This is a genomic window from Chryseobacterium sp. ISL-6, assembly GCF_018613715.1.
In the GTDB taxonomy this organism is placed as follows: domain Bacteria; phylum Bacteroidota; class Bacteroidia; order Flavobacteriales; family Weeksellaceae; genus Chryseobacterium; species Chryseobacterium paludis.
In genome coordinates this window covers 85,727-97,732 of sequence record NZ_JAGGPT010000011.1, presented here as the reverse complement: position 1 = coordinate 97,732, position 12,006 = coordinate 85,727, and the positions used below count along the sequence as shown (strand labels likewise).

Below are 12,006 nucleotides of genomic sequence, written 5' to 3'. Positions count from 1 at the left end.
TTATGAAAACTATTGACTTTTGTGGTGAATAAATTATTTTCCCTTAAGATAAATTTTAGCTGTTTCTATAAACTTTTCTTTATCTCTCTTTATATTCTCAAGCATTTTAAGCTTATCAGGCGGAGTAGATAAATATTTATCTCCCCAAAGGTTAATCTCAACAATGATAGGAACCAGATCAATCCCTTTTTCTGTAAGATAATATAGACCCTTTAATTTACTATCCGGATGATCTTTCTTGTCAATAATGCCATTCTCTGATAGATGCTGTAGTTTCGATGCCAATATATTGGTTGCAATTTTTTCATCCGCTTTAAGAAACTCTCCATAGGTACATTCCTTGTTTAGCATAAGGTCACGGATGATTAGCAATGACCATTTGTCACCCCATATTTCCAAGGATGAACTGATAGGACAATCTGATCTTTTTTTACTCATAGCTTTTAATTAGAAAAACACTTGCAAAATGAAAGTTTTTATGTAATTTTACTTTTGTTTTGCAAGCAAATTTAATCATAAATAAATTAATCAATCAATGGAAAATTATGACGTTGCCGTAATAGGCTCAGGTCCTGGAGGGTATGTAGCAGCAATCAGAAGTGCACAATTGGGTTATAAGACAGCTATTATAGAAAAGTATGATACTTTAGGCGGAACATGCACCAATGTGGGTTGCATTCCGACGAAAGCCTTATTGGACAGCACCCATCATTATGCAGATGCGCAACATAAGTTTGCTACTCATGGAATCGGACTGGGTGAAATTGATCTTGACTTTTCTCAAATGTATAAAAGGAAATCAGAGGTTGTCGCTAAAAATACATCCGGACTTGAATTTTTAATGAGTAAAAATAAAATTACTCATATTAAGGGTGTAGCACAATTTATAAATAATTCTACAATACAAGTTACCGGAAAAGAAGGAAACCAAACTATAGTTGCGAAAAACTACATCATTGCAACGGGTTCTAAGCCGTCTGCAATACCTGGAATAGAAATAGATAAACAAAGAATTATTACTTCTACAGAAGCTCTTTCACTTCAAGAAAAACCTAAAACTATGGTGATCATAGGTGGTGGAGTGATAGGAGTGGAAATGGCATCCATTTTCAGTCGTATTGGTACAAAAGTAACCGTTGTTGAATATGCTGATCATCTTATTTCTACTATGGATCACGAATTGGGAAAAAGCCTTCAGAAGATCTTAAAAAAGGAAGGGATTGATATTCTTCTTAATCAGTCTGTTTATAAAACGGAGAATCTGGGAGCATCTGCAAAAGTATTTTTTCGGGATCAAAGTGGTAAAGAAAGTGAATTGGAAGCTGATTATGTTCTTGTTGCAGTAGGACGAAAACCTTTTACAGAAGGACTGGGACTGGAAAAAACAGAGGTACAGGTTAATAGCCGGGGTTTTATCAAGGTAGACGGTACATGTAAAACATCAGTATCCAATATTTATGCAATTGGAGATGTTATTGGTGGTGCTATGCTGGCTCATAAAGCGGAAGAAGAGGGCGTTTTGGTTGTGGAAACGATTAACGGGCAAAATCGACCTATTCATTATAACCGTATCCCCTCTGTGGTATACACATGGCCGGAAGTAGCTTCTGTTGGGTATACAGAAGAGTATCTGAAAAATAATCAGATTGAATACAAATTCGGAAAATTTCCATTTTCAGCCAGTGCGAGAGCGAGAGCTTCAATGGATACAGAAGGATTTGCAAAAGTTTTGATAGATCCGAAGTATGGAGAAGTTTTAGGAGTTCATATTATTGGTGCAAGAGCTGCAGATTTAATAGCTCAGGCGGTTATTGCTCAAGAGTTTGAAGTGACTGCAGAAGATATGTTCCGTATTTCGTATGCACATCCCACCTATTCAGAAACTTTGAAGGAAGCTTATTTGATTGCATCCGGACAGGGTGCTGTCAATATTTAATATTTTTAGATTTTATGAAGAAACTGCTCTTAAATGGGTAGTTTCTTTATTGGTTTATACACTCATCACTTTTGTAGTAAACACCATTACTTTTTGCGTCGAGTTTTCCATTTTTCCGATTAATTTTTATTAGAAAAGATTCTTTCGTAGCCGGACAGTCTTTTGATTTTAAACCATATATGGAAATGTATTTGTCTTCTATTTTATATGAACCTGTGAATCGGTTCTTGGTGTCGATCCAGAAACCATTGATCCTTGCTATAAGAAGAGCCTCAGGAAGATTATCCACGGATCCGATAAAATCTTTAAGTTGCTGTTCATTGGAAAAATAGACTGACCTATCTTTTTTACAGGCAAGGATGTATGAAAAGCATCCTTCTCCAATACATTTTTGGAAAAAACCTTTTTCAGGAACAGGTTCATTGATGGTCATCGGATCAGGCATCTGGCTTTCATAGATCACAGCCTTGTCGGGATCGGTGACGTTGCTGAGTACTCTCCAATAAGCATATTCCTTACTCGGGACGATGAATGGGTATAAATAATCAACCGTATCCAGGATATCAGGAATTTTCTTATAATCATTAGGAACTGTAATCTGAGTATAAAACAGATTGGATACAATGAGGGAGAGCGCAACAATTATTTTCATAGATGATTGTGATCCTGTAAATTTACGAAATGATATTTTTATATCAATATGGTGATCTTCCATTCTACACTAAGGCAAATTTCGCTTCAGGATATTATTCTATTTATTTTTTAAATAATCAGCAGCATTTGTATTTCCAGGATTTAACAAAAGGGATTTCTTATAATTAATAATAGCTTCTTTCCTATTTCCCATGGTTTCTAAAATCTCGCCATAACTGTCAAAAACATTTGAGCTTTGAGGAAATAACAGTGTGTTTAATTTAAATACATTTAATGCTTCATCCTTTTTATGTAAACCTGACAATTGGTAACCCCAGGCATTTACTTCATCTTCTGTTAAGGCGAAGTTTTTATGATCTTTTTTTAATGTTTTATATGCTTTTTCAATATTGCTGAATCCATCTTTTATAGCTTGCTGGCGTAATAATTTCATATTGGAACTCAAGCCAAAACCATTTTCAACTTTCATATCAGAAATATAGTAACTGGCAATTTCATCAATAAACCATTCCGGATTGGAGCCCTGAAGATTTGTTAAAACCACGATCGATAAGTCGTCTTTAGGATAAACAAATAAAGCAGAACGCATTCCACCAACTGGAGCTGCCGCGGGATGATCTTCTCTTACCACGGTTGGCCAGCCAAGTGCATAACCGTTCGTTAATTTATTAAAACCATCAATATGTCCATCATTCAATTTTGTTGTTGTGAAAAGTTGTGTAATACTGTTCTTATCTTTTAATAACTGACCATTTTGTAAGGCGATAAGCCATTTACTAAGGTCTTCAGCGGATGAAATAATTCCTGTAGCTGTTCTGAAAAACACGGGAAAAGTTGCAAAAGCATTATGTTGTTTTCCGTCATTAATCCATTTTCCATCTGTATTAATGATCGTAGAATAGGCTCCGGCACTATTAGGAATAATATCATTAGAATCACCAAATTGTGTAACCGTCATTTGTGATGGCTTAAATTGATTTTCTTCAATGAATTGGGTGAAATGTTTGCCACTTAATTTTGTAATTATTTTTCCTAAAATATAATATCCGGTCTGATTATAACTGAACTTTTCTCCAGGTTGAAATTCCATAGGTAATTTTCTCACCAGTTCCCAGTTTTTTTCCTCTGAGCCATCTCCTAATAGCTGTTCCTTGTTATCAATATTATTTGGAAGCCCTGAAACATTACTCATCATCTGTCTGATGGTTATGGATTTCCATTCATTGGGAATATCTGTGATGTAAAGAGAAATAATATCATCTACTTTTAATTTCCTCTGCTCTTGTAATTGTAAAATAGCAACACCTACAAAAGCTTTGGTTATAGAATTGATTGAGAATACAGTCTTCGTTTTTGTTGAAACCTGATGTTCCAGATTGGAATAACCGTAGTTGCTCAGTTTCTCTATCTTCCCATTTCTGATAACAGCTAACTGAAGTCCCGGTATTTTGAGCTGTTCCATCTTATTCTTAAGAAAAATGTCAATACTATCTGGAGCTTTTTGAGCTGACAATAAATATGAAAATGGGAGGAACGCAACTATTAATAATTTTTTTATGGATAGCAATAGGTATTTCATAGAGTAGATTTATACATAGAACAGTTTAAAGAGTAATTTAGTTACATAGGTAGGCAAAATAATGATGAAAAGGACAAATTAAATTTTGGTTAATTAAACTAGAATATGAGGAGTGTATTTTGTTAATATTTTATATTTTTTTAATTAAAATAGACACTATTTAAAAACAAAATCTACTACATTTGTTATATGATACATGACCAACGCGCAGAAAAATTCAGGCAGATTGTAGAAAATAAGTTTCAGATCTACAATTCATTATTTATGAGTCTGCCTTATGATAAAATGACTAATATCGGGATGTTGCTCCCGTTTTTATATGAAGAAAGTAAAAATGGCTACGAAGTCGGAAAGACACCCGAAGAAATTGTAGAAGAGTTTTTTAAAAGCCATACTGATTTACAGACTGAAGAGCAGAAATTAGAATTGCTTTTTAAGATTATACAATATATCGAAAGGCAGGTAGTATTATTTGATAGTATTGAAGATGCTGCTTTTCCTAATTTACATTCTGAAAGCGATAATGGAACGGTAACCAATCTTTTTGAACGTTCACAACAGGATCATAAGCTTGAAAAAGTTCGTGAGAAATTAAGAGATTTTACGGTGAAAGTAGTCTTTACAGCACACCCAACCCAGTTTTATCCGAGTTCTGTACAAAGAATCATTCAGGATCTAAGATCTGCTATTACGACAGATTCTATAACCAATATTGATATGCTGCTTCAGCAGTTGGGGAAAACACCATTCGTTAATAAAGAAAAGCCAACGCCTATTGATGAGGCCTTGAGTATTATTTCTTATTTACGATATGTTTACTATGATACAATTGGAGAATTGTTTACCAAGATCAGAAAAACTTTTGGAAATGGGCATTTTCATTTACACGAAGATATTATTCAGCTTGGTTTTTGGCCTGGAGGAGACAGGGATGGAAATCCTTTCGTAACAGCAGAGGTTACCAGAAGAGTAGCTGAAGAACTTCGGTCAGCGATTTTAAAATCCTACTACAGTCACTTGAAATTTATCAGAAGACGCTTAAGTTTCAGAGGGGTATCGGAAGTTTTACAACAGCTGAATGACGAATTGTATAGTGCTATTTTTAATAATCATAAGATCACTACCGAAGATATTCTCGCAAGGGCAGATGAGGCAGAGCGTATTCTTGTTAATGAGCATAATTCTTTGTTTTTAGATCTTTTAATGAATTTCAAGGATCGTGTTAAAATTTTCGGGACCCATTTTGCTACGTTGGATATTCGTCAGGACAGCAGAATCCATCAGCAGGTTATTGATGAGGTTTTTACAAAAGTCTATGGAAATGTTGAAGCTGATCACAATGAAAAATTCAATAAATTAATTCAAATTACAGATGAGGTCAATGCAGATGATTTTGAAGGTATTATAAAAGATACCTTGCTTACGGTTTCGGAGGTTGAGGGAATCCAGCAGCTAAATGGATTACGGGGAATGAACCGATATATTATTTCCAATTCTGATGCAGTGAAGGATGTGATGAATGTGTATGCATTTTTCAAGATCTGCGGATATAAGGATGAAGATATCAATATGGACATTGTTCCATTGTTTGAAACTATGGAAGGGCTCAATAATGCTGAAAATGTAATGCGGGAACTTTATCAAAATCCTGTCTATAAAAAACATCTTGAAAAAAGAGGAAATCAACAGACGATCATGCTTGGTTTCTCGGATGGTACAAAGGACGGGGGGTATTTAAAAGCAAACTGGGAGATCTATAAAGCTAAAGAAGTTTTGACTCAGCTTTCTGAACAGACAGGAATTAAGGTTGTTTTTTTTGATGGTAGAGGAGGGCCACCTGCAAGAGGAGGCGGAAAAACCCATGATTTTTATGCTTCACAGGGAAATACAATTGCCAATAATAAAATTGAACTAACGATTCAGGGGCAAACCATAACCAGTATTTTTGGAAATAAGGAACAGGCAAAATATAACTTTGAGCAACTTCTTACCGCAGGAGTGGAAAATGATGTATTCAAAAACTCTAAGAAGGATCTGACAGAAAAAGAAAGAAAATTAATCACAGAGCTAGCTGAGATTAGCTATAAAAAATATTCAGACTTAAAAGCCCATCCTATGTTTGTGCCTTATCTTCAGGAGATGAGTACATTGGAATATTACGGTAAAACGAATATTGGAAGTCGTCCGTCGAAAAGAGGAAATGGAAATGAACTAAGGTTTGAAGATTTGAGGGCTATTCCTTTTGTGGGTTCATGGTCACAGTTGAAACAGAATGTTCCTGGATTCTTTGGTTTTGGATTTGCGATGGAAGAAATGAAGAAGCAGGGAAGGTTTGAAGAAGTAAGAGATTTGTATAAAGGATCAGACTTCTTTAAAACTTTAGTTTTAAACTCAATGATGAGTATGAACAAGTCTTATTTCCCGCTTACATACTACATTAAGAACAATGCGAAATTTGGAGCATTCTGGAATGTGCTGTTTGAAGAGTACAGTCTTTCAAAAGATATTATGCTTGAATTAACAGGATTTACCATGCTTCAGGAAGAAGACCCACTATCCAGAAAGTCGGTGAAGATTCGTGAGAAAATAGTATTACCATTGTTAAGCATCCAGCAATATGCTTTAATGAAGATTCAAAAAGGAGAAGGTAATAAAGAAGCCTACGAAAAGCTGGTAACAAGATCTCTTTTTGGAAATATTAATGCGAGTAGAAACTCGGCTTAAATAATTTGCCAAGTATTTGAGACTGATTCTATATAAAGCTTATCAGGTGGTGATGGACATTAAGATTGTCATTCAGAATGAAACACAGTGGAGTGAAGAATCTCACATAAATTACAATAAGATTTCTCACTATGTTCGAAATGACAACAGGAATAGTATGAATACCTTTATATGAAATACATAAAAAAGCCTATCAACTCGATAGGCTTTTCAATTATTCTTTTATAAATTTCTCGTAATAGGCTTTATCTTTGGTCTGGATTTTCAGATAGTAAGTTCCTTTTTGAAAATCTTCAACTCGTAGCGATTTTTGTTGAGTATTCTTAATAACCAATCTTCCGAGATTATCATAAACTTCCAATGATAAAACCTCGCTTTCAGAAGCGACATTCAAAATGCTCTTAACAGGATTAGGAAATACGGCAACCTTTTCTTTTTTTACCGTTTCAGAAGTACTTAACGTAGTATTATAAAAACTGCCAAAATTTAGAATTCCATATCCCATTTGGTTTGTATGATTAGGATATAATGATGCTGTTTGTCTTAATCTGTTTTTCATCAGATCTCTATTCATATTTGAAAAAGCCTGAATTAAGCAGGCGACTCCTCCTGCTGCGATGGGTGTTGCAATAGAAGTTCCAGTGGCAACAGTTGTGCCATTATCGAAAACAGTAGCAGCTGCGGATCCTCTGGTGCTGCCGTCTGGCTTTATTACACCTAAAGCATTAGGTCCGAAAGATGAGAATCCAGATGAATTACCACTGGAATCTACGGATCCGATTGTAAATACTTTGGCATTATCAGCTGGTGTTAGAATATAATGCCAAGGCTGTTGTCCTGAATTCCCGGCAGCGATTAAGACAAAAATACCTTTATTCGATGCAATTTCTGCAGCTCTCGCAATAAATGAAGTGTTTCCGTTCATATCCGCATATTCATAATTATATCGCGGATCATCAAATGTGGAATACCCTAAAGAAGTAGTGATAAGATCAACTCCTTTTCTATCAGCTTCCTCTGCGGCTTCGATCCAGTATAGCTCTTCTTCAGGAATCTCTACCGTTGAATTTTCACTGCGATAAAGATAAAAATCTGCATCTGGAGCAGAGCCAGCAAATGTATCCTGGATATAACCTCCTATAGCTCCTAAAACTATGGAGCCATGAACATTGAGTGTGGGATTATAAATGTCATTAGACTTCGTGACAAAATCGTAGCTTGCTTTAATCTTATTGTTTGTCCACAACCTTGCAAAGGCAGATCCTGTATTTACAGTAGGAAAACCAGTATCTATTACGGCGATTGAAACACCTGTTCCCGTAAATCCAGCAAGATGAAGTGGTCTTAGATTAATCTGATCGATCTGTTCAGAGCCAGAACCATAATCAAAAGTGGTTAGATTTTTATTAGTATTATTAAAGTTTTCCCATTTATTACGATTCATATTCTTTGTTCCTGTTGAAGAATTTCTCGCAAAACTTTCCACGGATTGCACAAAGGATTGTGACTGGAGTGTTGTTATTTGTGCTTGTGTAGCATTTACAGCAACCCCATTCAGCCACTTTGAATAATCTGTTACCGTAAAGCCTAGATTTTGGATATTCTGTATGTAAGATTGTTCAATGGGAGCATCCTGATCGTTTAATGAGATTCCCAATGCGATTCTTCTGTTTAACGACTTCTGGCTAAGCTCAGACAGTGGATTAGCATAGAAAGCAGATTTATTTGGCTTGTCATTAAAAAACACAAAAACAAGCTGTGTTTGGGCAAATGTAAGTGAATAACATATTAAAAGACAAATAAGTAGAATTTTTCTCATGAAGTTATTTTGTATAAAGATAAAACAAAATCAATAAAATTTTTGAATGGATTTTAAATTCCTTATTTTTACGGAAATATTTATTTATGAAAAAAATTCAGATGGTTGACTTGCAAAGTCAGTATTACAAAATAAAGAATGATGTAGATAATGCAGTATTAAATGTAATGGATTCAGCGGCTTTTATCAATGGCCCAGAAGTGAAGTCCTTCCAGAATGAATTGGAATCTTATTTAGAAGTAAAGCACGTTATCCCTTGTGCAAACGGAACCGATGCTTTGCAGATTGCTTTGATGGCCTTAGACCTTAAAGAAGGAGATGAGGTAATCACTGCCGATTTTACTTTTGCAGCTACGGTAGAAGTTATTCATTTATTGAAACTTAAATCTGTTTTAGTAGATGTAGATTACGATACATTCACGATTTCAACAGAAGAGATAAAGAAAGCAATTACACCAAGAACGAAAGCGATCATTCCAGTACATATATTTGGACAATGTGCTAATATGGAAGAAATTCTTAAGATCGCAGAAGAAAATAATTTATTTGTTATTGAAGATAATGCACAGGCAATCGGTTCGGATTATACATTCTCGGATGGGACTGTAAAGCAGGCAGGAACAATGTCTACTGTAGGAACCACTTCATTTTTTCCATCTAAAAATCTAGGTTGCTATGGAGATGGTGGAGCTATTTTTACTAATAACGACGAATTGGCTCATCGTTTAAGAGGAATCGTTAATCATGGAATGTATGAAAGATACTATCATGATGAAGTAGGGGTAAACTCTCGTTTAGACAGTATTCAGGCTGCTATTCTGAGAAAAAAGCTTCCTAATCTTGATTCTTATAACGAAGCGAGAAGAAAGGCTGCTGATTATTATGATGAGGCATTTGCTGGTAATCCAAATATATTAACCCCAAAAAGAGCAGAAAATACAACGCACGTATTTCATCAGTACACACTAAGAATCCTAAATGGAAAACGCAATGAGTTGCAGAAATTCTTAACAGAAAAAGAAATTCCTGCAATGATTTATTATCCTGTTGCATTAAGAAAGCAAAAGGCATATTTTCAGGAAAGTAATGATGCTGATTTCGTGAATACAGATAAGTTATTGGATCAGGTTATTTCTCTTCCAATGCATACAGAATTGGACGAAGAGCAGCTGAAGTATATTACTGATGCTGTGGTGGAATTTATGGGGTAGAAAGATGAAAAAGATACTTTTTTTTGCTGTTTTTTTTAGTCAATTTATTTTTGGACAAAATAATAAATTTTTTGTTATTAATGATTTTTTGATCACTTTTCCAAAACCAGTTGAATTGAAGAACCTTAATAAAGAGTCAGGTCAATATCTTTTTAAGGATGGAAAAAATGGTATTATACAAGTGTCTGTTAGAAATGCATCCAAAATGGAATTTTATAAACCAGATCTTAATAAGACTCAAATATTGGAAGCATATTACAAGTGGGAGTTTGATTATTGGAAAAGCAACTCAGTTGAAGTAGATATTAAAGAAATTTCTAAAAAATTAGCTGAAGATTATATTCTTTGGGAAGTTACACTAAAAGAAAGAAATACTATTTTTTTATTTGGGGCTATAGAAGATAAGATTGTTTCATTATCTATAAACAACAATCTCTCAAAGGATCAAAAAGTTGATTTTCTAATTAATCTTTATAAAAAAATTTCAAAATATAAAATATAAATGGCAATACTCGTAACGGGAGGTCTTGGATATATTGGTTCTCATACGGTTGTAGAACTTTTAAATAATAACTTTGAGGTTGTTATTGTAGATGATTTATCCAATTCAGAAAGGTTTATTTTACAAAATATAGAGGAAATTACGGGGAAGAAGCCTGTTTTTTATCCTTTCGATTTAAAAAGAAAGGAGCTTCTTACGCAGGTTTTTGATGCTCACCAGATTGATGGATGTATTAATTTTGCAGCTTCTAAAGCAGTCGGAGAAAGTCAGATTATCCCTGTGGATTATTATGAAAATAATTTATTTTCATTGATTAACATTCTTCAGGAGTTTAAGAAGAGAGAGATTTCAAATTTCATTTTTAGCTCTTCGTGCACTGTTTACGGTCAGGCTGATGTAATGCCGATTGATGAGGAAACACCATTGAAAATGCCAGAGAGTGTTTATGGTAAGACAAAACAAATGGGTGAAGAAATTCTTAAGGATTTTGCTAATGCCTATAAGAGAAAGGTGTCTTTGTTGAGGTATTTTAATCCCATTGGAGCGCATCCGTCAGCGAAATTAGGAGAGTTGCCAATTGGTGTTCCTAATAATCTGGTTCCATATGTAATGCAGACCGCAGCGGGAATTCGTGAAAAGCTAAATATTTGGGGTAATGATTATGAAACAGAAGATGGAACTCCTATTCGTGATTATATTTATGTAGTAGATCTTGCTAAAGCACATGTAGCAGCTTTAAAAAAATTAATGACAGATAAGGACAACAAAACTGTGATTGATATTTATAATTTAGGGACTGGAAAAGGTTCATCCGTATTAGAAGTTGTTAAGGCTTTTGAGATCGCTAATGATGTAAAAGTAGCTTATCAGATTTGTGACAGAAGAGAAGGGGATATTACGATAGCTTATGCTAAAGTTGATAAAGCTCAACGTGAATTGGGCTGGAAATCAGAAACAACCTTAGAAGAAGCATTAAAAACAGTTTGGGAATGGCAGAAATATCTGGATTCCAGAAACTTTAATAGTTAAATTAATTACAAAATATTTTTCTGAGTGATAGATTTTTTATGATTAAAGGACTTATTGCTTCAGTGAATTTTTAAATATATAAATATGAAAACAGAAAGAATAGGGATTACATTCTCTTCATTTGATTTACTTCATGCCGGTCATATAAAAATGTTGGAAGAAGCAAAAACAGTTTGTGATTATCTAATTGTGGGCTTACAAATTGATCCTTCTCATGATCGTCCTAATAAGAACAAACCTACTCAGACGATTGTAGAGAGATACATTCAGCTTAAAGCTGTAAATGCAGTTGATGAGATCATTCCTTACTACACGGAAGAAGATTTAGAAGATATTTTAAAATCATTCGTGATCGATGTAAGGATTATCGGAGATGATTATATGGACAGAGATTTCACGGGAAAAAAATACTGTGAACAAAAAGGAATTGAGATCTATTATAATAAGAGAGATCATAGATTTTCTTCCAGTGATTTAAGAAAGAGAATTTTTGAAGCCGAACAGAACAAAGTAGCTGTAAAATAAAAAAAATCCCGAAAATATTTTCGGGAT

At 34.3% G+C, this 12,006-nt stretch carries 10 protein-coding genes; 6 read left to right on the top strand and 4 right to left on the bottom strand.

All coding sequences use genetic code 11. The features are described from left to right. Positions 1 to 33 precede the first annotated feature (33 nt). The gene (locus tag J7E44_RS21245; protein WP_214833405.1) at positions 34 to 438 is read right to left on the bottom strand and encodes a winged helix-turn-helix transcriptional regulator; all 405 of its coding nucleotides are present in this window, start codon (positions 436 to 438) and stop codon (positions 34 to 36) included. A 97-nt stretch (positions 439 to 535) separates the two neighbouring features. On the opposite strand from J7E44_RS21245, the gene lpdA reads away from it, so the two are divergent. Beyond that, a complete protein-coding gene (gene lpdA, locus J7E44_RS21240; RefSeq protein ID WP_214833403.1) occupies positions 536 to 1,936 on the top strand; it encodes a dihydrolipoyl dehydrogenase in 1,401 nt (466 codons plus the stop codon). A gap of 46 nt (positions 1,937 to 1,982) precedes the next feature. Here lpdA and J7E44_RS21235 read toward each other — a convergent pair whose 3' ends face one another. Further along, positions 1,983 to 2,588, bottom strand: a complete 606-nt coding sequence (locus J7E44_RS21235; RefSeq protein ID WP_214833400.1) for a hypothetical protein — start codon at positions 2,586 to 2,588, stop codon at positions 1,983 to 1,985. A 99-nt stretch (positions 2,589 to 2,687) separates the two neighbouring features. Continuing rightward, complete coding sequence (locus J7E44_RS21230) at positions 2,688 to 4,169, bottom strand: serine hydrolase domain-containing protein (protein WP_214833397.1); 1,482 nt, start codon at positions 4,167 to 4,169, stop codon at positions 2,688 to 2,690. Positions 4,170 to 4,358: 189 nt separating this feature from the next. Between J7E44_RS21230 and J7E44_RS21225 the strand changes: the two genes are divergently transcribed. Continuing rightward, positions 4,359 to 6,893, top strand: a complete 2,535-nt coding sequence (locus tag J7E44_RS21225) for a phosphoenolpyruvate carboxylase (protein ID WP_214833394.1) — start codon at positions 4,359 to 4,361, stop codon at positions 6,891 to 6,893. 214 nt (positions 6,894 to 7,107) lie between these two features. On the opposite strand, the gene J7E44_RS21220 is transcribed toward J7E44_RS21225, so the two are convergent. Beyond that, the gene (locus J7E44_RS21220) at positions 7,108 to 8,712 is read right to left on the bottom strand and encodes a S8/S53 family peptidase (protein ID WP_214833391.1); all 1,605 of its coding nucleotides are present in this window, start codon (positions 8,710 to 8,712) and stop codon (positions 7,108 to 7,110) included. Between the two features lie 86 nt (positions 8,713 to 8,798). Between J7E44_RS21220 and J7E44_RS21215 the strand changes: the two genes are divergently transcribed. From J7E44_RS21215 to J7E44_RS21200, 4 genes are all read left to right on the top strand, one after another. Further along, positions 8,799 to 9,923 (top strand): DegT/DnrJ/EryC1/StrS family aminotransferase, encoded by a 1,125-nt coding sequence (locus J7E44_RS21215; protein WP_214833388.1) that lies wholly within the window; start codon positions 8,799 to 8,801, stop codon positions 9,921 to 9,923. 4 nt (positions 9,924 to 9,927) lie between these two features. Then, positions 9,928 to 10,425 carry a hypothetical protein gene (locus J7E44_RS21210; protein WP_214833385.1) on the top strand — a complete coding sequence of 166 codons (498 nt, stop codon included), beginning with the start codon at positions 9,928 to 9,930 and terminating at the stop codon, positions 10,423 to 10,425. Next, entirely contained in the window at positions 10,426 to 11,454 is a 1,029-nt protein-coding gene (gene galE / locus J7E44_RS21205; RefSeq protein WP_214833382.1) for a UDP-glucose 4-epimerase GalE, read from the top strand. It abuts the gene before it with no gap. Between the two features lie 84 nt (positions 11,455 to 11,538). Beyond that, a complete protein-coding gene (locus J7E44_RS21200; protein WP_214833379.1) occupies positions 11,539 to 11,979 on the top strand; it encodes an adenylyltransferase/cytidyltransferase family protein in 441 nt (146 codons plus the stop codon). The last annotated feature ends 27 nt before the right edge of the window (positions 11,980 to 12,006 follow it).